The 20,438-nt window shown below is 66.5% G+C and carries 30 protein-coding genes; 27 read left to right on the forward strand and 3 right to left on the reverse strand.

From position 1 onward, the window contains the following. The first annotated feature begins 40 nt into the window (after positions 1 to 40). The 22 genes from rplC to DS837_RS02050 all read left to right on the forward strand — a co-directional run bounded on the left by rplC (position 41) and on the right by DS837_RS02050 (position 11,216). On the forward strand, positions 41 to 751 hold the full coding sequence (gene rplC / locus DS837_RS01945) for a 50S ribosomal protein L3 (RefSeq protein WP_145626347.1): 711 nt from the start codon (positions 41 to 43) through the stop codon (positions 749 to 751). A 5-nt stretch (positions 752 to 756) separates the two neighbouring features. Beyond that, positions 757 to 1,377 carry a 50S ribosomal protein L4 gene (gene rplD, locus DS837_RS01950; protein ID WP_149163194.1) on the forward strand — a complete coding sequence of 207 codons (621 nt, stop codon included), beginning with the start codon at positions 757 to 759 and terminating at the stop codon, positions 1,375 to 1,377. Further along, positions 1,374 to 1,691 carry a 50S ribosomal protein L23 gene (locus DS837_RS01955; RefSeq protein WP_035675048.1) on the forward strand — a complete coding sequence of 106 codons (318 nt, stop codon included), beginning with the start codon at positions 1,374 to 1,376 and terminating at the stop codon, positions 1,689 to 1,691. Before rplD ends, DS837_RS01955 begins: the two co-directional genes overlap by 4 nt. Positions 1,692 to 1,707: 16 nt before the next feature. Beyond that, a complete protein-coding gene (gene rplB / locus DS837_RS01960) occupies positions 1,708 to 2,535 on the forward strand; it encodes a 50S ribosomal protein L2 (protein ID WP_149163195.1) in 828 nt (275 codons plus the stop codon). A 12-nt stretch (positions 2,536 to 2,547) separates the two neighbouring features. Continuing rightward, complete coding sequence (gene rpsS, locus DS837_RS01965) at positions 2,548 to 2,826, forward strand: 30S ribosomal protein S19 (protein WP_014241034.1); 279 nt, start codon at positions 2,548 to 2,550, stop codon at positions 2,824 to 2,826. A 3-nt stretch (positions 2,827 to 2,829) separates the two neighbouring features. Then, positions 2,830 to 3,225, forward strand: a complete 396-nt coding sequence (gene rplV / locus DS837_RS01970; RefSeq protein ID WP_014241033.1) for a 50S ribosomal protein L22 — start codon at positions 2,830 to 2,832, stop codon at positions 3,223 to 3,225. 1 nt (position 3,226) lies between these two features. Then, complete coding sequence (rpsC, locus tag DS837_RS01975; RefSeq protein WP_014241032.1) at positions 3,227 to 4,003, forward strand: 30S ribosomal protein S3; 777 nt, start codon at positions 3,227 to 3,229, stop codon at positions 4,001 to 4,003. 15 nt (positions 4,004 to 4,018) lie between these two features. After that, a complete protein-coding gene (gene rplP / locus DS837_RS01980; protein ID WP_014241031.1) occupies positions 4,019 to 4,450 on the forward strand; it encodes a 50S ribosomal protein L16 in 432 nt (143 codons plus the stop codon). After that, positions 4,447 to 4,653: a 50S ribosomal protein L29 gene (rpmC, locus tag DS837_RS01985; protein ID WP_145626350.1), complete on the forward strand. Its 207-nt coding sequence runs from the start codon at positions 4,447 to 4,449 to the stop codon at positions 4,651 to 4,653. Before rplP ends, rpmC begins: the two co-directional genes overlap by 4 nt. A gap of 12 nt (positions 4,654 to 4,665) precedes the next feature. After that, entirely contained in the window at positions 4,666 to 4,920 is a 255-nt protein-coding gene (gene rpsQ / locus DS837_RS01990) for a 30S ribosomal protein S17 (protein ID WP_014241029.1), read from the forward strand. 17 nt (positions 4,921 to 4,937) lie between these two features. Continuing rightward, positions 4,938 to 5,306, forward strand: a complete 369-nt coding sequence (gene rplN, locus DS837_RS01995) for a 50S ribosomal protein L14 (protein WP_012973215.1) — start codon at positions 4,938 to 4,940, stop codon at positions 5,304 to 5,306. Further along, on the forward strand, positions 5,303 to 5,623 hold the full coding sequence (gene rplX, locus DS837_RS02000; RefSeq protein WP_109070628.1) for a 50S ribosomal protein L24: 321 nt from the start codon (positions 5,303 to 5,305) through the stop codon (positions 5,621 to 5,623). The genes rplN and rplX overlap by 4 nt, the downstream gene beginning before the upstream one ends. 11 nt (positions 5,624 to 5,634) lie before the next feature. Further along, a complete protein-coding gene (gene rplE, locus DS837_RS02005) occupies positions 5,635 to 6,177 on the forward strand; it encodes a 50S ribosomal protein L5 (protein WP_035675042.1) in 543 nt (180 codons plus the stop codon). Between the two features lie 19 nt (positions 6,178 to 6,196). After that, on the forward strand, positions 6,197 to 6,502 hold the full coding sequence (gene rpsN, locus DS837_RS02010; RefSeq protein WP_014241026.1) for a 30S ribosomal protein S14: 306 nt from the start codon (positions 6,197 to 6,199) through the stop codon (positions 6,500 to 6,502). Between the two features lie 13 nt (positions 6,503 to 6,515). Continuing rightward, on the forward strand, positions 6,516 to 6,914 hold the full coding sequence (gene rpsH / locus DS837_RS02015) for a 30S ribosomal protein S8 (RefSeq protein WP_035675041.1): 399 nt from the start codon (positions 6,516 to 6,518) through the stop codon (positions 6,912 to 6,914). A 13-nt stretch (positions 6,915 to 6,927) separates the two neighbouring features. Beyond that, positions 6,928 to 7,461: a 50S ribosomal protein L6 gene (rplF, locus tag DS837_RS02020; RefSeq protein WP_014241025.1), complete on the forward strand. Its 534-nt coding sequence runs from the start codon at positions 6,928 to 6,930 to the stop codon at positions 7,459 to 7,461. Between the two features lie 8 nt (positions 7,462 to 7,469). Then, entirely contained in the window at positions 7,470 to 7,832 is a 363-nt protein-coding gene (gene rplR, locus DS837_RS02025; RefSeq protein WP_014241024.1) for a 50S ribosomal protein L18, read from the forward strand. Between the two features lie 12 nt (positions 7,833 to 7,844). Then, entirely contained in the window at positions 7,845 to 8,426 is a 582-nt protein-coding gene (gene rpsE / locus DS837_RS02030) for a 30S ribosomal protein S5 (RefSeq protein ID WP_035675037.1), read from the forward strand. A 2-nt stretch (positions 8,427 to 8,428) separates the two neighbouring features. Continuing rightward, positions 8,429 to 8,620, forward strand: coding sequence for a 50S ribosomal protein L30 (rpmD, locus tag DS837_RS02035; protein WP_014241022.1), 192 nt, complete (start codon positions 8,429 to 8,431; stop codon positions 8,618 to 8,620). A gap of 4 nt (positions 8,621 to 8,624) precedes the next feature. Beyond that, positions 8,625 to 9,110: a 50S ribosomal protein L15 gene (gene rplO, locus DS837_RS02040; protein WP_149163196.1), complete on the forward strand. Its 486-nt coding sequence runs from the start codon at positions 8,625 to 8,627 to the stop codon at positions 9,108 to 9,110. A 118-nt stretch (positions 9,111 to 9,228) separates the two neighbouring features. Continuing rightward, positions 9,229 to 10,569, forward strand: a complete 1,341-nt coding sequence (secY, locus tag DS837_RS02045; protein WP_014241020.1) for a preprotein translocase subunit SecY — start codon at positions 9,229 to 9,231, stop codon at positions 10,567 to 10,569. Continuing rightward, the gene (locus DS837_RS02050; protein WP_149163197.1) at positions 10,569 to 11,216 is read left to right on the forward strand and encodes an adenylate kinase; all 648 of its coding nucleotides are present in this window, start codon (positions 10,569 to 10,571) and stop codon (positions 11,214 to 11,216) included. Before secY ends, DS837_RS02050 begins: the two co-directional genes overlap by 1 nt. Before the next feature lie 123 nt (positions 11,217 to 11,339). On the opposite strand, the gene DS837_RS02055 is transcribed toward DS837_RS02050, so the two are convergent. Together DS837_RS02055 and DS837_RS02060 are read right to left on the reverse strand one after the other, a co-directional pair. Next, a complete protein-coding gene (locus tag DS837_RS02055; protein WP_247889724.1) occupies positions 11,340 to 12,098 on the reverse strand; it encodes a FadR/GntR family transcriptional regulator in 759 nt (252 codons plus the stop codon). Between the two features lie 109 nt (positions 12,099 to 12,207). After that, entirely contained in the window at positions 12,208 to 13,122 is a 915-nt protein-coding gene (locus tag DS837_RS02060) for a DMT family transporter (RefSeq protein ID WP_149163199.1), read from the reverse strand. A 186-nt stretch (positions 13,123 to 13,308) separates the two neighbouring features. On the opposite strand from DS837_RS02060, the gene DS837_RS02065 reads away from it, so the two are divergent. The 5 genes from DS837_RS02065 to DS837_RS02085 all read left to right on the forward strand — a co-directional run bounded on the left by DS837_RS02065 (position 13,309) and on the right by DS837_RS02085 (position 19,613). Next, the gene (locus tag DS837_RS02065) at positions 13,309 to 14,181 is read left to right on the forward strand and encodes an N-formylglutamate amidohydrolase (RefSeq protein WP_149163200.1); all 873 of its coding nucleotides are present in this window, start codon (positions 13,309 to 13,311) and stop codon (positions 14,179 to 14,181) included. 6 nt (positions 14,182 to 14,187) lie between these two features. Continuing rightward, a complete protein-coding gene (locus DS837_RS02070; RefSeq protein WP_149163201.1) occupies positions 14,188 to 15,318 on the forward strand; it encodes a carboxylate-amine ligase in 1,131 nt (376 codons plus the stop codon). 185 nt (positions 15,319 to 15,503) lie between these two features. Further along, a complete protein-coding gene (locus DS837_RS02075) occupies positions 15,504 to 16,814 on the forward strand; it encodes an O-acetylhomoserine aminocarboxypropyltransferase (RefSeq protein ID WP_149163202.1) in 1,311 nt (436 codons plus the stop codon). Positions 16,815 to 16,824: 10 nt separating this feature from the next. Next, a complete protein-coding gene (locus DS837_RS02080; protein WP_149163203.1) occupies positions 16,825 to 17,622 on the forward strand; it encodes an alpha/beta fold hydrolase in 798 nt (265 codons plus the stop codon). A gap of 98 nt (positions 17,623 to 17,720) precedes the next feature. Continuing rightward, a complete protein-coding gene (locus DS837_RS02085; protein WP_282187553.1) occupies positions 17,721 to 19,613 on the forward strand; it encodes a PAS domain-containing sensor histidine kinase in 1,893 nt (630 codons plus the stop codon). Positions 19,614 to 19,698: 85 nt separating this feature from the next. On the opposite strand, the gene DS837_RS02090 is transcribed toward DS837_RS02085, so the two are convergent. Further along, entirely contained in the window at positions 19,699 to 20,160 is a 462-nt protein-coding gene (locus DS837_RS02090) for an Hsp20 family protein (protein ID WP_038526830.1), read from the reverse strand. Positions 20,161 to 20,438: the final 278 nt, after the last annotated feature.

The following is a 20,438-nucleotide window of genomic DNA, read 5'->3' on the forward strand; positions in this document are numbered from 1 at the left end:
TCTCCCTCTGAGGATGTCCCTGGTCAGGAGATAAAGAACAATGCGATCCGGTTTGATCGCGCAGAAAGTCGGCATGACCCGCGTCTTCACGGACGACGGGCAGCACGTGCCGGTGACTGTGCTGAAAGTCGACAGCTGCCAGGTCGTCGCCGTCCGCACCGAGGACAAGGATGGCTACACCGCCGTCCAGCTCGGCGCAGGCGCCATCAAGGTGAAGAACGTCACGAAGCCGCAGCGCGGGCATTTCGCCAAGGCGCGCGTCGAGCCCAAGCGCAAGCTGGTCGAGTTCCGCGTCGATGCCGACGCGCTGATCGAGGTCGGCGCCGAGCTCTCGGCTGCGCATTTCCTCCCGGGCCAGTTCGTCGACGTCACCGGCACTTCCATCGGTAAGGGCTTTGCCGGTGCGATGAAGCGCTGGAACTTCGGTGGTCTGCGCGCGACGCACGGCGTGTCGGTGTCGCACCGCTCGCACGGTTCGACGGGTAACCGCCAGGACCCCGGCAAGGTCTTCAAGAACAAGAAGATGGCCGGTCATCTCGGCGACGAGAAGGTCACGGTTCTGAACCTGAAGGTCGTGTCGGTCGATGAGGACCGCGGTCTGATCTTCCTCAAGGGTGCCGTTCCGGGCGCCGAGGGGGCTTGGCTCCGCATCCGCGACGCGGTGAAGAAGAAGGCTCCGGAAGGTCTGCCGTTCCCCGCCGGGATCAAGGCTGCGCCGGCCGCTGAAGCCGCCGCCGAGCCGCAGGAGTGATGGCCATGAAGGCGACCATTAAGAACCTGAACAACGAGACCGTCGGCGAGATCGAGCTGGCTGACGAGATCTTCGGCCTTCCGTCCCGCACGGACATCCTGGCCCGCATGGTCAACTGGCAGCTGGCCAAGCGCCGCGCCGGTAACCACAAGACCAAGACGGTCAGCGAGATTTCCGGCACCGGCAAGAAGCCGTACCGCCAGAAGGGCACCGGCCGCGCCCGTCAGGGCTCCCTGCGCTCCGCCCAGTTCCGTGGCGGCGCGACCATCTTCGGCCCGGTCGTCCGTTCGCACGAGCACGACCTGACCAAGAAGGTCCGCAAGCTGGCCCTGAAGACCGCGCTGTCCACTAAGGCCGCGGAAGGCAAGCTCCTGGTCCTCGACGCCGCTTCGGCCGAGAGCCACAAGACCAAGGAACTGGCTGTCCGTCTCGCTTCGCTCGGCCTGACCTCGGCTCTGATCATCGATGGCGCCAACCTGAACGAGAACTTCGCTCGGGCCTCGCGCAACATCCCGCTGATCGACGTGCTGCCGGAGCAGGGCGCCAACGTCTACGACATTCTTCGCCGCGATACGCTGGTCCTGACCCGCAACGCGGTCGAGCAGCTGGAGGCTCGCCTGAAATGAGCAAGCAGTCGAAACCTGCGGTGAGCCAGGAGCGGATGTACGACCTCATCCTGGCTCCGGTGATCACCGAGAAGTCGACGATGGCGTCGGAGCACAATCAGGTGACGTTCCGCGTGCCGCTGTCGGCGACCAAGCCGGAGATCAAGTCGGCTGTCGAGGGGCTGTTCAACGTGAAGGTGACGGCGGTCAACACCCTGGTTACCAAGGGCAAGACCAAGCGCTTCCGCGGGACCATCGGCCGTCGCTCGGACTTCAAGAAGGCCGTCGTGACCCTCGCCGAGGGGAACAAGATCGACGTGACCACGGGCATCTGAGCGGGAGTGTGATCCGATGGCTCTGAAGCAATATCGCCCAATTACGCCGTCGCTCCGCCAGCTGGTCATCGTCGACCGCTCGGAGCTGTGGAAGGGCAAGCCGGTCAAGACCCTCACCGAGGGCCTGACCAAGTCCGGCGGCCGCAACAACACCGGCCGCATCACCGCGCGCCGGATGGGTGGCGGTCACAAGCGCGTCTACCGTCTGGTGGACTTCAAGCGCCGCAAGTTCAACGTCCCGGCGATCGTCGAGCGCCTGGAGTACGATCCGAACCGTACGGCCTTCATCGCCCTCATCAAGTATGAGGACGGCACCCTCTCCTACATTCTGGCGCCGCAGCGTCTGAAGGTGGGCGACACGGTGGTGGCCGGCGAGAAGGTGGATGTGAAGCCCGGCAACGCCATGCCGCTGAAGAACATCCCGGTCGGTTCGGTGCTGCACAACGTCGAGCTGAAGCCCGGCAAGGGCGGTCAGCTGGCCCGTTCGGCCGGCACCTACCTGCAGCTGGTCGGCCGCGACGGTGGCTACGCCCAGCTGAAGCTGCCCTCGGGCGAGCTTCGCGTGGTCCGCGGCGACTGCATGGCCACCCTGGGTGCCGTGTCGAACCCGGACAACATGAACACCAACAAGGGCAAGGCCGGTCGCAGCCGTTGGCTGGGCATCCGTCCGTCCGTCCGTGGTGTCGCCATGAACCCGATCGACCACCCGCACGGTGGTGGTGAAGGCCGCACCTCGGGTGGCCGTCATCCGGTCACGCCGTGGGGCAAGCCGACCAAGGGCAAGAAGACTCGTCACAACAAGAAGACGGATGGCCTGATCCTGCGCCGCCGTCATTCGAAGTAAGGAGGGCGGACGATGGCACGCTCCGTTTGGAAGGGCCCGTTCGTCGACGGCTACCTGCTCAAGAAGGCGGACAAGTCGCGGGCTTCGGGCCGCAACGAGATCATCAAGATCTGGTCGCGTCGCTCGACGATCCTGCCGCAGTTCGTGGGTCTCACGTTCGGCGTGTACAATGGCCACAAGTTCCTGCCGGTTCTGGTGACCGAGAACATGATCGGCCACAAGTTCGGTGAGTTCGCTCCGACGCGCACCTTCTACGGGCACGCGGCGGACAAGAAGGCGAAGAGGAAGTAAGCCATGGGCAAGCCCTCCAACCCCAGCCGTATCGCGGAGAACGAGGCGATCGCCTCCAATCCGATGATCCGCACCAGCCCGCGCAAGCTGAACCTCGTCGCCCAGCTCATCCGGAACAAGGATGCCAGCAGCGCCGTGGCCGAGCTGACCTTCTCCAAGCGCCGCATCGCCGGCGAGGTGAAGAAGGTCCTCCAGGCCGCGATCGCCAACGCCGAGAACAACCATCAGCTCGATGTGGACCGCCTGTACGTCTCCTCGGCGACGGTCGGCCGCGCCCTGGTGATGAAGCGCTTCCACGCTCGCGCTCGCGGCCGCGGCGCGCGGGTCGAGAAGCTGTTCTCCAACCTGACGATCATCGTGCGTGAGCGCGACGCCGCCGCTGCCGAAGGGGCCGAGTAAGATGGGTCAGAAAGTCAATCCGATCGGGCTGCGCCTCGGCATCAACCGGACCTGGGACAGCCGTTGGTTCGCCAAGCGCGATTACGCCAACCTGCTGCACCAGGACCTGAAGCTGCGCGGCTATCTGCAGGGCCGCCTGCAGCAGGCCGGCTGCTCGCGCGTCATCATCGAGCGTCCGGCCAAGAAGGCCCGCGTCACCATCCACTCGGCCCGTCCGGGTGTGGTGATCGGCAAGAAGGGCGCTGACATCGAGAAGCTGCGCACCGAGCTGTCGAAGATGGCCGGCGGCGAGGTGAGCCTGAACATCATCGAGATCCGCAAGCCGGAGATCGATGCCAAGCTCATCGCCGAGAACATCTCCAACCAGCTCGAGCGCCGTGTCGCCTTCCGCCGCGCCATGAAGCGCGCGGTCCAGTCGGCCATGCGTCTGGGCGCCCAGGGCATCCGGATCAACTGCTCCGGTCGTCTCGGCGGCGCCGAGATCGCCCGCCTGGAGTGGTACCGCGAGGGCCGCGTTCCGCTGCACACCCTGCGTGCGGACATCGACTATGGCACCGCGACCGCGAAGACCACCTACGGCACCTGCGGTGTCAAGGTGTGGGTCTTCAAGGGCGAGATCATGGCGCACGACCCGATGGCCCAGGACAAGCGCATGGGCACCGAGCCGGTGTCGACCGATGGCGAGCCGCGCCGCGAGCGTCGCGAGCGTGGTGACCGTGAGGAGCGTGGGGGCCGCGGTCGCGGCGACCGTGACCGCTCCGAGCGGGCCGACCGCTAGTAAGGGGCACGAGCGATGCTTTCTCCGAAGCGTACCAAGTACCGCAAGGCCCACAAGGGCCGCATCCACGGCAACGCGAAGGGCGGCACCCAGCTGAACTTCGGCTCCTTCGGCCTCAAGGCCCTGGAGCCGGAGCGCATCACGGCCCGCCAGATCGAGGCGGCCCGCCGCGCGATCACCCGCGCCATGAAGCGTCAGGGCCGCGTGTGGATCCGCGTGTTCCCGGACCTGCCGGTCTCCACCAAGCCCGCCGAAGTCCGCATGGGTTCCGGCAAGGGCACGCCCGAGTACTGGGCGGCCCGCGTTCATCCCGGCCGCATCCTGTTTGAACTGGACGGCGTGCCCGCGGATGTGGCAAAGCAGGCGTTCGCCCTGGCGGCCGCCAAGCTGCCGATCAAGACCAAGCTGGTAACCCGCCTCGGCGGCGGTGAGGAGGTGGCGGCATGAAGCCCGTCGACGTTCGTGCGAAGAGCAACGAGGAGCTGAACGATCAGCTCCTCCAGCTCAAAAAGGAACAGTTCAACCTGCGTTTCCAGCGGGCCTCCGGCCAGCTGGAGAACACCGCGCGGGTGCAGGTGGTGCGTCGCGACATCGCGCGCATCAAGACGATCCTCGGCGAGCGTTCGCGCTCGGCCGAAGCCGGCAAGTAAGGAGGGCTACCTATGCCTCGCCGCGTTCTGCAGGGCACGGTGGTCAGCGACAAGGGCGACAAGACGGTTATCGTCCTGGTCGAGCGCCGCGTCATGCACCCCGTGTACAAGAAGTTCATTCGTCAGTCGAAGAAGTACGCCGCCCACGACGAGGGCAACCAGTTCAAGGTCGGCGATACCGTTTCGATCATCGAATGCCGCCCGATCTCCAAGCGCAAGCGCTGGACGGTCGTGCTTGAGTCCGCCGCCGTTAGCGGCGCCGCGTAAACGGAAGGGTACAAACCATGATCCAGATGCAAACCAACCTGGAAGTCGCCGACAATAGCGGGGCGCGCCGGGTGCAGTGCATCAAGGTGCTTGGCGGGTCCAAGCGGAAGGTGGCCACCGTCGGCGACGTCATCGTCGTCTCGGTCAAGGAGGCCATTCCGAAGGGTCGCGTCAAGAAGGGCGACGTGCATCGCGCCGTCATCGTCCGCACCGCGAAGGAACTGCGCCGGGAGGACGGGTCAGCGATCCGTTTCGACCGCAATGCCGCCGTGCTGATCAACAAGCAGGGCGAGCCGATCGGCACGCGTATCTTCGGGCCGGTCACTCGTGAGCTTCGCGGCAAGAAGTTCATGAAGATCATCTCGCTGGCGCCGGAGGTGCTGTGATGGCCGCGAAGATCAAGACCAAGGACAAGGTCGTCATCCTTGCCGGTAAGGACAAGGGGAAGACCGGTGAGGTCCTCAAGGTCATCCCGGCGGAAAACCGTGTCGTCGTGCAGGGCGTGAACGTGGTGAAGAAGCACCAGCGTCCGAGCGCCACCTCGCAGGGCGGCATCGTTGAGTTCGAGGCGCCCATCAACGTCTCGAACGTTGCTCATGTCGACCCCAAGGACGGCAAGCCGACTCGCGTCGGTTTCAAGATCCTTGAGGATGGCCGCAAGGTGCGTGTCGCCAAGCGGTCCGGCGAAGTCATCGACGTGTGAGGACCGGACCAATGGCTGCACGTTTGAAGGAAGTGTACGACTCCAAGATCCGCGCCGCGCTCAAGGCTGAGTTCGGCTACGCGAACGATATGGAAGTTCCGCGGATCGAGAAGATCGTCATCAACATGGGTGTCGGCGAGGCTGTCGGCGACTCCAAGAAGATCCAGAATGCGGTGAGCGAACTGACGGCGATCAGCGGCCAGAAGCCGATCGTCACGAAGTCCCGCAAGTCGATCGCGCAGTTCAAGCTGCGTGAGGGCATGGCGATCGGGTGCAAGGTCACGCTCCGTCGTGAGCGGATGTACGAGTTCCTGGATCGCCTGGTCACGATCGCGTTGCCGCGTGTCCGCGACTTCCGCGGCATCCCCGGCAACAGCTTCGACGGCCGTGGCAACTATGCCATGGGCGTGAAGGAGCAGATCATTTTCCCGGAGATCGACTACGACAAGATCGATCAGATCCGCGGCATGGACATCATTTTCGTCACCTCGGCGAAGACCGACAAGGAGGCCAAGGCCCTCCTGAAGGCCTTCGACATGCCGTTTGTGGCCTGATTGGCTGGAGCACGACCCCATGGCTAAGACCAGTGCCATCGAGAAGAACAAGCGTCGCACCAAGCTGGTGAAGCAGTTCGCCAACAAGCGTGCCCGCCTGAAGGCCATCGCCTCCGATCGCTCCCTCCCGCCGGAAGAGCAGTTCGCCGCCCGCCTCAAGCTGGCCGAAATGCCGCGCAACTCGTCGAAGGTGCGCATCCGCAACCGCTGCGAAATGACCGGCCGTCCGCGGGCGTTCTATCGCAAGTTTAAGCTGTCCCGCGTCACCCTCCGTGAACTGGCCTCGACTGGCCAGATCCCGGGGATGGTGAAGTCGAGCTGGTAAGGAGGGTCGGAGAATGTCTTTGAGCGATCCGCTCGGCGATATGCTGACCCGCATTCGCAACGGTCAGCACGCCCGTATGTCTGTTGTGCAGAGCCCGGCGTCGAAGCTGCGCAGCAACGTGCTTGAGGTTCTCAAGCGCGAGGGTTACATCCGCGGCTACTCCGAGGAGGAGCTGCGCCCCGGCATCAAGAACCTGAAGATCGAGCTGAAGTATCACGAAGGCGAGCCTGTGATTAAGCAGATCGCCCGTGTGTCGAAGCCCGGCCGCCGCGTTTATTCGAAGATCACCGATCTGCCCCGCGTCTTCAACGGCCTCGGCATCGCGATCCTCTCCACGCCGCGCGGCGTGATGTCGGACAATGAGGCCCGCGCCGCCAACGTCGGCGGTGAAGTCCTCTGCCGCGTGTTCTAAGGGGGACCCTTCGATGTCGCGCATTGGAAAGCATCCCGTGCCGGTTCCGGCTGGTGTTGACGTCTCCGTCAACGGCCAGCAGGTGTCGGCCAAGGGCAAGCTGGGTTCGCTCAGCCTGACCCTCATCGACGACATCACGGCCAAGCTGGAAGACGGCAAGGTCGTGGTGGCCCCGGCGAACGACAGCAAGCGCGCCCGCGTCATGTGGGCAACCTCGCGCACCCTGATCAACAACATGGTCACGGGCGTCAACCAGGGCTTCACCATCAACCTCGAGATCAACGGCGTCGGTTACCGTGCCGCCGTGCAGGGCAAGGAGCTGGTCATGCAGCTCGGCTACTCGCACGACGTCAAGTACCCGATCCCGGAGGGCATCACCATCAAGTGTGACAAGCCCACGGCGATCTCGGTGTCGGGCTTCGACAAGCAGAAGGTCGGTCAAGTCGCCGCGGAGATCCGTGGTTGGAAGAAGCCGGAGCCCTACAAGGGCAAGGGCATCAAGTACGAGACCGAGACGCTCATCCGCAAGGAAGGCAAGAAGAAGTAAGGTCCGCCATGCTCAAGCCAAAGCAACTCCACGAGCGCCGCAAGCAGCGCGTGCGCGCGCAGATTGCCAAGAAGGCCGGCGGGCGGGCTCGCCTCTCGGTTTTCCGGTCCAATCTGCACATCTACGCCCAGATCATCGACGACGAGAACGGCCGCACGGTCGCCTCGGCCTCGTCCGTGGAAAAGGAGCTGCGCGAGCAGCTCAAGCACGGTGGGAACGTCGAAGCTGCCCAGAAGATCGGTGCGCTCATCGCTGAGCGCGCCAAGGCGGCGGGCGTCACCGAGGTCGTGTTCGACCGTGGTGGCTACATTTACCACGGCCGGGTCAAGGCCCTGGCTGACGCCGCCCGCGAGGGCGGGCTGTCGTTCTAAGGAGGCTCCGAAATGGCACGTGAAAGAGGCGAGCGGAGCGACCGTGATCGGCAGCCGCGCGATCGCGACCGGGAAGAGAGCGAGCTGATCGAAAAGCTCGTCGGCATCAACCGCGTCGCCAAGGTTGTGAAGGGTGGCCGTCGCTTCGGCTTCGCCGCCCTGGTGGTGGTCGGTGACGGCAAGGGCCGCGTCGGCGTCGGATCGGGCAAGGCCCGTGAGGTGCCGGAGGCGATCCGCAAGGCCACCGACCAGGCGAAGCGCGGCATGATCCGCGTTCCGCTCCGCGAAGGCCGCACGCTGCACCATGACTCCAACGGTCACTTCGGTGCCGGCAAGGTCGTGTTGCGCACCGCCCCGGCCGGTACCGGCATCATCGCCGGCGGTCCGATGCGCGCGATCTTCGAGGCCCTGGGTGTGCAGGATGTGGTGACGAAGTCCATCGGCACCTCCAACCCGCACAACATGATCAAGGCGACCTTCGACGCGCTGTCGCAGGTTTCCAGCCCGCGCAGCGTCGCCGCCCGCCGCGGCCGTCGCGTGAGCGACATCCTCGGCAAGCGTGAAACCGGCGCCGCCGGTGCGCAGGAGGCTTGATCATGGCCGAGAAGAAGACCGTCATCGTCACCCAGACCGGCAGCCCGATCGGTCGTAAGCACGACCAGCGCGAGACGCTGGTCGGTCTGGGTCTCAACAAGCTGCACCGGACCCGCGAACTGGAGGACACTCCGGCCGTGCGGGGCATGATCGCCAAGGTCGCGCACCTGGTCCGCGTCGAGAACGAGGGCTGAACCCATGACGAAGCTGAACGATCTCCGGGACAACCCCGGTGCCCGTAAGGAGCGCATGCGCGTCGGCCGCGGTATCGGTTCGGGCAAGGGCAAGACCGGCGGCCGTGGCGTCAAGGGTCAGACCTCGCGCACCGGCGTGGCCATCAACGGCTTTGAAGGCGGCCAGATGCCCCTTCACCGCCGCCTTCCGAAGCGCGGTTTCCGCAACATCTTCGCGAAGGAATACTCGGTCGTGAACCTGGGCCTGGTCCAGAAGTTCATCGACGCCGGCAAGCTCGACGCCAGCCAGACCATCGATGCGGTGGCGCTGGAAGCGGCGGGTGTCACCGGCAAGGTGAAGAAGGACGGCGTCCGTCTTCTGGGCAAGGGCGCCCTGACGACGAAGGTCAGCTTCACCGTGGCCGGCGCCTCCAAGTCGGCTGTGGAAGCGGTCGAGAAGGCGGGTGGCAGCGTCACGCTGACCGCGTCCGCCGCCGAAGCCGCCGAGTGATCGGAAGCCCGCGCTTGCGCGCGGGCATCTTCCGGCACTAAATGAAGCGAAGTTGCGAGGGGCGGCCTGCATCCTGCAGGACCGCCCCGTTCGTACATTAGGGACAGGGATACGACCCATGGCATCAGCGGCCGAGCAGCTTGCCGCGAACATTAATTTCGGGGCCTTCTCCAAGGCGACCGAGCTGAAGAAGCGGATCTGGTTCACCCTTGGTGCCTTGATCATCTACCGCCTGGGCACCTACATCCCGATTCCGGGCGTCAACCCGCAGATCCTGGCCGATATTTTCCGGCAGCAGGGCGGGGGCATCCTCGGCATGTTCGACATGCTGGCCGGCGGCGCGCTGCACCGCATGACGATCTTCGCGCTCAACATCATGCCGTACATTTCGGCCTCCATCATCGTGCAGCTCCTGACCGCGGTGTCGCCGCAGATGGAAGCGCTGAAGAAGGAGGGCGAATCGGGCCGCAAGAAGCTGAACCAGTACACCCGCTACGGCACGGTGCTGCTGGCGACCGTGCAGGCCTGGGGCTTGGCGGTGGGGCTCGAGGCGATGACCGGCGCATCCGGCGCCGCGGTTCCCGAACCGGGGCTGTTCTTCAAGATCGCCACGGTCATCACCCTGGTCGGCGGCACGATGTTCCTGATGTGGCTGGGCGAGCAGATCACCGCCCGCGGCATCGGCAACGGCATCTCCCTCATCATCTTCGCCGGCATCGTCGCCGAGCTGCCGCGCGCTCTGGTCAGCACGCTGGAGCTGGGCCGCACCGGCGCGCTGTCCACGCTGTTCATCGTCTTCCTGCTGCTGATGGCGGTGGGCGTCGTGTTCTTCATCGTGTTCATGGAGCGCGCGCAGCGCCGTCTGCTGATCCAGTATCCGAAGCGGCAGATGGGCAACCGCGTGTTCGGCGGCGAAGCGTCGCACCTGCCGCTGAAGCTGAACACCTCGGGCGTCATCCCGCCGATCTTCGCGTCGTCGCTGCTGCTGCTGCCGCTGACCGCGGTCGGCTTCGCCGGCGGCGAGGGTCCGGAGTGGCTGCAGACCGTCACGCGCTATCTGGCGCACGGCACGCCGCTCTACATGATCCTGTATTCCGCGCTGATCATCTTCTTCTGCTTCTTCTATACGGCCATCGTCTTCAACCCGGCGGACACGGCCGAGAACCTGCGCAAGTATGGCGGCTTCATTCCCGGCATCCGTCCGGGCAAGAACACCGCGGACTACATCGACTACGTGCTGACCCGGTTGACGGTGATCGGTTCGGCCTACCTTGTGGCGGTTTGTCTCCTCCCCGAAATCCTGATTTCCCAGCATTCGGTTCCGTTCTATTTTGGCGGCACCAGCCTGCTGATCGTGGTCACGGTGACGATGGACACGGTCGCGCAGATTCATTCCCATCTGCTGGCCCACCAGTATGAGGGGCTGATTAAAAAAGCGAAGCTTCGGGGGAGAAAGTAATGAATCTCATTCTGCTCGGACCGCCGGGCGCCGGGAAGGGGACCCAGGCGCGGCGTCTCGAAGACACGCGCGGACTCGTCCAGCTTTCGACGGGCGATATGCTCCGCGCGATGGTCGCCGAGGGTGGTCCGCTTGGGCAGCAGGCGAAGGACATCATGTCCGCCGGCAAATTGATGCCGGACGAGCTGATGGTCAAAATCATCGCTGAGCGCATTTCCAAGCCGGATGTCGCCAACGGCTTCATCCTCGATGGTTTCCCGCGCACGGTCGCCCAGGCCGAGGCGCTGGACACCATGCTGTCGGACAAGGGGCTGAAGCTCGATCACGTGATCGAGATGAAGGTCGTGGACGACATCCTGGTGGAGCGCATCACCGGTCGTTACACCTGCGCCAAGTGCGGCAAGGGCTACCACGACGTCTTCGAGAAGCCGAAGGTCGATGGCGTCTGCGATGTCTGCGGCAGCACGGATTTCAAGCGCCGGGCCGACGACAACGCGGACACGGTGAAGACCCGCCTCGCCCAGTATCACGAGCAGACCGCGCCGATCCTGCCCTACTATCAGAGCCGAGGCGTTCTGAAGACGGTGGACGGCATGGCCGAGATCGACGACGTGACGAAACAGATCGAGGGCATCCTGGCCGCCTGACCAGGATCGTCGTGATCGACTGAAAAGAAAAGCCGCGAGGATCTTCGGATCCTTGCGGCTTTTTCTATGCTGTGACGCTGAGGCGGGGAGGGTGGTCCTCCTCCCCAAAGGCGCCGCCCCTCTTTACGGAGCGGCGTCGGTGTCGGGGCGCGAGAGGTCTTCCGCCTTCCGGCTCAGATCGTTGTAACGGTCGAGCACCCAGCCGAGGTGATCCGTGGCCGCAATGGCGGCGGCATCGGCGTCGCGGCGCCTGATGGCGTCGTAGATGGCGCGGTGATGGTCGATCATCAGCGCCTCGCGGCCCAGCGCGAAGGGCTCGGTGTGGTGATACTCCATCATTTGGCCGAGGATGTCGCGGATGGTCGCCAGCAGGTGCAGATAGACCGGGCTCCCGGCCGCCTGGGCGACGGCGAGGTGAAAGTCCATATCGTCAGCGGCCTGCTTGCCGTCGCGGCCCGTCTCGCCCATCGCGGCGAGGACCCGCCCGATGTGGTCGATCTGCTCCTGGGTCGCGCGTTCGGTGGCGCGCCGGGCCGCCCAGCTTTCCAGGGCCTGCCGGATCTCCACGAGGTCGCAGAGGTTGGCGTGCTTCACGCGGACCATCTCGGTCAGTGCGCCGTCCATGGCGCCCGCGGAGGACACCACACGCGTGCCGCCGCCCTGGACGGCGGTCAGGAAGCCCTGCGTCTTCAACTTTTGCAGGGCCGCGCGCACCGACACCCGGCTGACGTGGAGCTGCTCCGCAAGCTGGCGCTCGCCGGGCAGGCGCTCTCCCGGAACGAGTTCGCCGCGGGCGATCCGTTCGAGAATCCGCTCCGCCACCCATTCGGAAATGCGCTGAGAGGAGGCCGGTACGTGGTGGGGTTCTTCGGTGTCGGACACGGTGGCATGCCCTTTCATCAGCAATCGGTCATAGGTCGTACCCGAGTCGGGTAAATCACGTCAACTCGCATCCGGACGGCGGCGTATGGCCGGCGTCACCGGCGGCGTTTCATCGACTCCCGCGGCGGGCCATCAGGATGCCGGCCAACACCACGGCGCCGCCCATTGCCTGGAGAATGCCGAGCGGCTCGGCGAGCAGCGCCCAGGCGAGCACCGCCGCCGCCGCCGGCTGAAGCAGCAGGCTGACGGAGGAAAAGGCGGCGGGCAGATGGGCCAGCGCATAGGCGATCAGGCTCTGGCCACCGGCATGGCTGACCAGGGCGAGCCCCAGCAGCACGGCCCAGCCACCGAGCGATCCGGCGATCAGGCTCTCCCCCGACAGCAGGGCGATGGGCAGCAGGGCGAGGCCGGTGACGACCCCGCTCCAGGTCATGATGGTGGCCGTGGAGAACTCCGCCCGCAGCCGCCCCACCGCCAGGATGTAGCCGCCGTAGAAGACCGCGGTCAGCAGCCCAAGGGCGTCGCCGAACAGGTGGTCCGGGCTCAGCTTCAGGCTCTGCCCCATCAGCACGACGGCGCCGCACAGCGCCAGCCCGAGCCCCGTCAGGAAGGTCCGGCTGAACCGCTCCTTGAACACCAGCCAGGACACCAACGTCACGAAGATCGGCGCGAAGTTCGCGAGCAGCGTGGAGTTGGCGACGGAGGTGTAGCGAATCGACCAGTGCCAGATGGCGAGGTCGCCGGCGAAGAACAGGCCCGCCGCGGTCAGCCGGGCGTAGTCGGACAGCGACGAAGGCTTGCGCGACCGCGCGCCCCCCTTCGGCTCCACCGCCATCCAGACCCACAGAGCGGGGATGGCGAAGGCGAGCCGCCAGAAGGCGGTGGCGCTCGGCCCCAGTTCGGAGAGGCGCACGAAGATCGGGGCGAAGGCAATCCCCAGCGCCCCGGTCAGAAGGGCGATCAGCGCGATCCGCTGCGCCGAGTCGGCGCGCGCGGCGGGGGCGAGGGTGCTGGCGTCCGGCATGGCGTCCGTTATAACGGACGCACCCACTGGGCGCCACGGGCGCCTGCCGCATGGCTCATCTGCGGAAGGCCCGAACTGTGGGACATTGCCGCTCCGTTGGGATCATCCGCGCCGCCGGGCCGTTGCCTTGGGAACCAGCCGGCGGGAACTTCCGCTGCGACCGAGACCCTGCAATACTGTGCCATCATGACGCAGCGATCCCCCTGCAAGCCCGCCGAACACCCCCGACCGGTGACCCTGCCGTCGCCGCCCCGTGCGGCGCCCGCCGCGCCGCTGCTGGGTCCTGACGACCCGCCGCCGGTCACCGTGCTGCGCCCGGAGTCGGACAGCCCGGTCCTGCTGCTGTGCGACCACGCCGCGCGGGCCATTCCGAAGGCGCTGGGGACGCTGGGGTTGGACGAGGCGAACCTGTGTCGGCACATCGCCTACGACATCGGCGCGGCGGAGGTGACACGGCGGCTGTCGGAGCGGTTCGGCGCGGCGGCGGTGCTGTCCGGCTATTCCCGGCTGGTGATCGACCCGAACCGCGCGCTGGACGATCCCACGGCGATCCCGGTGGTCAGCGACGACGTGGTAATTCCCGGCAACCGGGCCCTGGACCGGGCGGAGGAGGAGCGCCGGGTCAACGCCATCTTCCGGCCCTATCACAAGGCCGTCGCCGCCGAGGTCGCCCGGCGTCGGGAGCGCGGGCAGGTGCCGGTGCTGCTGTCGATCCACAGCTTCACGCCCGCCATGCGCGGCGTCGCCCGGCCCTGGCATGTCGGCATCCTGTGGGACCACGACCCGCGCATCCCGATCCCGATGATCGCGCGGCTGCGCGCCGACGGGCGCTGGTGCGTCGGCGACAACGAGCCCTACTCGGGCCGGACCACCCTGGGCGGCACGGTGGAAAGCCACGCGACCCCCGCCGGGCTGCCCAACGTCCTGGTCGAGGTGCGCCAGGACCTGATCGCCACGGCCGAGGGGGCGGAGCTGTGGGCCACGGTGCTGGGCGACGCGCTGGAGCCGATCCTCGCCGACCCCAATCTCTACCAGATCAAACTGTTCCCGCGGGAGTGAGCGTTCATGGAGCCGGCCTTCACGCTGGGGCTTGAGGAAGAGTATCTGCTGGTGGACCGCAGCTCGCGGGACATCGCGCGCAACCCGCCGGACGAGATGCTGGAGGCGTGCCAGGAGCAGGCGCCGGGCCAGATCCACCCGGAATTCCTGCGCTGCCAGATCGAGGTCGGCACGCCGGTCTGCTCCACCCTGGCGGACGCGCGGGCCGAGTTGGCCCGGCTGCGCGCCACGGTGGCCGGGGTGGCGCGCGCCCACAACCTGGCGCCCATCGCGGCCTCCACCCATCCCTTCGCGGCATGGGAGCCGCAGAAGCACACCAACCGCGACCGCTACAACATGCTCGCCCGTGACCTGGGGGCGCCGGCACGGCGGCTGATGATCTGCGGCATGCACGTCCATGTCGGGATCGAGGACGACGACCTGCGCATCGACCTGATGAACCAGGTCCGATACTTCCTGCCGCATCTGCTGGCGCTGTCCACCTCCTCGCCCTTCTGGCGGGGGCAGGACATGCAGCGGAGATCCTACCGGCTGGCGGTGTGGAACGAGCTGCCGCGCACCGGCATGCCCGACAGCTTCCAGAGCTTCGGCGAGTACCAGCAGCAGGTGAACGTGCTGGTCAACGCCGGGATCATCGAGGACGCGAGCAAGCTGTGGTGGGACATCCGCCCGTCCCAGCGCTTCCCGACGCTGGAGATGCGGATCACCGACGTCTGCACCCGCCTCGACGACGCGGTGACGGTGGCGGCGCTGTTCCGCTGCCTGCTGCGCATGCTGTGGCGGCTCCGGTCGAAGAACGTGACGTGGCGGCCCTACAAGAACCTGCTGATCGGCGAGAACCGCTGGCGGGCCCAACGCTACGGCCTCGACGAGGGGCTGGTCGATTTCGGGCGCGGCACCATCGTTCCCTACGCCGACCTGATGGAGGAGTTGATCGAGCTGACCCGCGAGGACGCGGAGCGATTCGATTGCGTGGCCGAGGTCGCCAACGCCCGCGACATCATCCGCCGCGGCACCAGCGCCCACCGTCAGGTCGCCATCTACCGCGAGGCGTTGGAGCAGGGCGCCACCGGCTGGGAAGCCCTGGCCCAAGTGGTCGATTGGCTGGCCGAGGAGACGATGGTTGGGGTGGAGTGATTTGCTTCGAAGAGTTGCTTCGAAATCCATGGCAACTTTCGGAAAGCCACTACTTGACCTTTGCGTCATCCAGCCATACCCTCGCCGCAAATCAGCTCACCGAGTTGAGCAGGGCAGGCAAAAAACGAAGCAGCAGAGGGCCGCTCGCACCACGGGCGGCCCTTACCTTTTTCAGGGGGAAGGGAATGGCCGACGCCAAGTTCCTCAAGTTCGACACGCTGAGCCTGCACGCCGGCCAGCGGCCCGACCCGGCCACCGGGGCGCGGGCGGTGCCGATCTACCAATCCACGTCCTACGTCTTCGACGACACCGACCACGCCGCCTCGCTGTTCAACCTGGAACGGCCGGGGCACATCTATTCCCGCATCTCCAACCCCACAGTGGCGGTGCTGGAGGAGCGGCTGGCGGCTCTGGACGGCGGTGTCGGCGCGATCTGCACGGCCAGCGGCCAAGCGGCGCTGACGCTCGCCATCATGACGCTGATGGACGCCGGCGGGCACATCGTCGCCTCCTCGTCGATCTACGGCGGCAGCCGCAACCTGCTGGCCTACACGCTGCCGCGATTCGGCATCACCACGACCTTCGTGAATCCGCGCGACCTCGACGGCTTCCGTGCGGCCATCCGGCCGGAGACTCGGCTGCTGTTCGGCGAGGTGCTGGGCAATCCGGGGCTGGAGGTGCTCGACATCCCCCGCCTGTCCGCCATCGCGCATGACGCTGGCTTGCCGCTGATGGTCGATGCGACCTTCGTCACGCCCTACCTGTGCAAGCCGTTGAGTTTCGGCGCCGATCTGGTCATGCATTCCTGCACCAAGTGGCTGGCCGGGCACGGCGTCGCCATCGGCGGGGCGGTGATCGACGGCGGCACCTTCGACTGGGAGGTGTCCGGCAAGTTTCCGACCCTGACCGAGCCCTACGCCGGCTATCACGGCATCGACTTCGCGGAGGAGTATGGGCCGGCGGCCTTCATCATGCGCGCCCGCGCCGAGGGCCTGCGCGACTTCGGCGCCTGCATGAGCCCGATGAACGCGTTCCAGATCCTCCAGGGCGTGGAAACCCTCCCGCTGCGCATGAAGGGCCACATCCACAACACCCGCAAGGTGCTGGGCTTCCTCGAATCGGAGGCCTACGCGGAGAACGGCAGCGTCGCCTGGGTCACCCATCCGGAACTGCCCGATCATCCCGACCACCGGCTGCGCGCCCAGCTCCTGCCGCACGGCGCCGGCTCGATCATCTCCTTCGGCATCAAAGGCGGGCGGGCAGCCGGGCGGCGCTTCATCGAGAAGCTGGCGCTGTTCTCCCACCTCGCCAACGTCGGCGACGCCAAGTCGCTGGTCATCCACCCCGCCAGCACCACCCACGCCCAACTCGACGCCGAGGCGCTCGCAGCCGCCGGGGTGGGGGAGGACATGATCCGCCTGTCCATCGGGCTGGAGGATTGCGACGACCTGATCGACGATCTGCGCCAGGCGCTGCGCGCCGCCACCAAGGCGTGAGGAGGCTGCCATGGACCTGACCGTCAACGGCCAAACCGTCTACGCCCACACCGGCGGGCGGCCTTTCGATCCGGCCCGGCCGGCGTTGGTGCTGATTCACGGCGCCGGCATGGACCACACGGTGTGGAGTCTGCAAAGCCGCTACCTCGCCCATCACGGGCGGTCGGTCCTGGCGGTGGATCTGCCGGGCCATGGCCGGTCCGGCGGGGCGCCGCTGCCCTCCATCGATGAACTGGCGGACTGGATCGTAGCTCTGCTGGACGCAGTGGGTGTGGCGAAGGCGGCGCTTGCCGGCCATTCCATGGGTGCCCTGGTGGCCTTGGAAGCCGCGGCGCGGCACGAAAACCGAGTCGAGTCGCTGGCCCTGCTGGGCGTGGCGGAGACGATGCCGGTTCATCCGGATCTTCTGGCCGCCGCGGCGCTGAACGACCCGTCTGCCATCGAACTGGTCATCGGCTGGGGGCATGGGCCGCGCGGGCATGTCGGCGGCGCGGCGGCGCCCGGACTGTCGCTGCTCCCCGGCGGGCGGCGATTGATGCAGCGGGCCCGCCCCGGCGTGCTGGGCGTCGATTTGGGCGCTTGCAACGCCTACGTCCGCGGCGCTGAGGCGGCGGCGGCGGTGTCCTGCCCGGCGCTGTTCCTGCTGGGCGGAGCCGACCGTATGACTCCGGCAAAATCCGGCAAGGCTCTCTCCGCCAAGGTTAGGCATTCCGAAGTTATCATGCTGTCCGGTATAGGCCATATGGTTATGACGGAAGCGCCAGACGCAACCACAGATGCCATTGCAGCGCAGTTCTCTGCGCGCTGAGCCTGTTGTTTCTTCGTTGATTGGAATGGCGTCATGAATCGTTAACGGATTGACGTCTTACTGTTCTGTGTTGGAGCGGCGATGCGGAATGGTGTTCTGTGCGGAGTCTTGAGCGGTATGTTCATGCGCTGATGGCGAACGCCGGCGATGTCGTCGCCGTGATGTCGTCGGACGGTCGGTTCGCCGATGTGGGAGCCGCGTCGCCTCGCGTGCTGGGATCGCCGCCGGAGGCGCTGCTGGGGACGCTCGTCCTGGATTGCGTCCATCCGGACGACCGGGACGACGTTGCCCGGCGTTTCGCCTTGTGCGGCCATGGGGCATGCACCGAAGCCGGTCGCCCGTTCCCCTGCCGGCTGCGCCACGCGGCCGGTGGCTGGCGTCACATGGAGATGACGGTGCAAAACGGGCTGGACGACCCCCACGTCCAGGGTATCGTCATCCACGCCCGTGACGTGACCGACCGGGTGGAGGCCGAACAACGACTGCGGGCGAGCGAAACGCTCTACCAGACGCTGGCCCGCTCGGCCCCGGTCGGCATTTTCCAGACGGACCGCGACGGCGGTATCGTCTTCGCCAACCCGCGCTTCGCCGCCATCGCCGGGCTGTCTCCCGATGCGCTGTCCGGCCATGCCTGGCGCACGTCGCTGCATCCGGACGACCGATCCCGGTTGGAGGCGGATTGGGCGCAGGCCGTGGCGTCGGGTCGGCCGGTTCTGCTGAATCTTCGGTTTTGCGGGGCCGATGGCACGGTCACCTTCGCCCTGTGCCAGGGCTCGCCGCTGAGCGACATGGATGGGCGGGTGATGGGCTGTGTCGGCACGCTGACCGACATGACCGAATATGTGCGGACCGCCGACGCCCTGCTGATGGCGGAGGCCCGGACCAACGCCATCGTGGATGCCGCAGCCGATGCCATCGTCACCATGGATGGGGAGGGCATTGTCCACAGCTTCAACCCGGCGGCGGAGGCGATGTTCGGCATTACGGCGGCCGACATGCTGTGGAGCCGGATCGACCGGCTGATCCCGGACATCGGCGCGCTGCTTCAGGATGGCGGGTTGGCCGTTTACCAGCCCGGCGGCGAAGCTCATGGGGCCGGGGCCGTGCGGGAGGCCGTGGCGGTGCGGGGCGGCGACGGCAACCGCTTTCCCATCGAGGTTTCGGTCAGCGCGGTCGAGACGGGCGGGCGGCGCGTCTTCACCGGCATCATCCGCGACATCACCGCGCGCAAGCGGACCGAAAGCGACCTGATCGCCGCCAAGGAAGCGGCCGAGTCGGCGGACCGCACCAAGTCGACCTTCCTCCAGATCATGAGCCATGAGTTGCGCACCCCGCTGAACGCGGTCATCGGGTTCGCCCAGGTGATCGAGATGCGACTGCTGGGCGCGGGGGAGGTGGACCGCTACATCGACTACGCCGGCTCGATCCGCCAGTCGGGCGAACATCTGCTGGCGATCATCGACGACATCCTGGACATCACGACCATCGAGGCCGGAGGGCTGCGGCTGAACGAAACTCCCGTCGATCCGTCCGCACTGGTGGGGGAGGCGCTGAATCTCGTCGCCATCCAATCGGGCAAACGCGGCGTGCCGATTCGCATCGACCTGGAGGATGGCCTGCCGACGCTGTTCGGCGACGCGCTGCGCCTGCGGCAGGTGCTGGTGAATCTGTTGTCGAACGCCGTGAAATTCTCCAATCCCGGTGAACCCGCCGCCATCCGCGTCCGGCGGGGGGGCGACGGTGGGCTGGAACTGTCGGTGACGGACACCGGAATCGGCATCGCGGCGGAGGATCTGCCGAAGGCGATGACCCCCTTCGTCCAGGTCGATCAGTCCATGGCGCGGCGCTACGAGGGAATGGGGCTCGGCCTGTCCATCTCGAAGCGGCTGGTCGAGGCGCATGGCGGGACATTGCGCATCGATAGTGCGCCGGGGAAGGGGACCGCCGTGACCGTGGCCTTGCCGCCGAGCCGGATCAAGGGCGAGGCGTGACGAGGGCGGCAGCGACTTCCGAAGAACGCAAGAACGGCGCCCCGGTTTCCCGGGACGCCGTGTGGATGTGTGCAGTGCCTTGCGGTTACGCGGCCTGCTGGGTCAGCGCGGGCTTCGCCGTGCCGTTGGTGCCGATCTGAATGGTCCGCGGCTTCATCGTTTCCGGCACCTCGCGCACCAGATCGATGTGGAGCAGCCCGTTCAGCAGATTGGCGTTGCCCACCTTGATGAAGTCGGCAAGCTGAAAGCGGCGCTCGAAAGCGCGGCCGGCAATACCCCGGTAGAGGAATTGGCCGGTCTCCTGTTCCTTCTTAGCTTTCCCTGTGACCACCAGAGAGTTCTGCTGAGCGGTGATCTCCAGGTCCTCCGGGCCAAAGCCGGCGACGGCCATGGTGATCCGGTAAGCGTCGTCGCCCGTCTTCTCGATGTTGTAGGGCGGGTAGGACGCGGCGGCCTCGTCGCCGGTCATCGCGTTCTCCAGGAGACGCGAGAGGCGGTCGAACCCGACGGTCGAACGGAACAGCGGCGAAAGGTCGTAGGAGCGCATGACATATCCTCCGAAAGAGCGATACAGCGATCGGGGACCACGATCATCGTCGGTCCCCCGGCTTGCGGTTCCGGCGAACCCCAACTGGGCGTCCGCCGACACCGCGACAGATAAGCGAGTGCCCTCAGCGTTCAAGAGGGCGCTTTTTGAAAATCGCCGGGCCGCGCCGCTGCCGTCCATAGGGCGGACGGCGGGGGTCCATAGCCACTCATCGATTGTTAATCAGTTGCGCCGAGGCTCGGAATCGGGCCATCCGGCCGCGGGAGGGGTACGGCCGT

Origin of the sequence: Azospirillum brasilense (assembly GCF_008365405.1) — a bacterium.
GTDB classification, from domain to species: Bacteria; Pseudomonadota; Alphaproteobacteria; order Azospirillales; family Azospirillaceae; genus Azospirillum; species Azospirillum brasilense_D.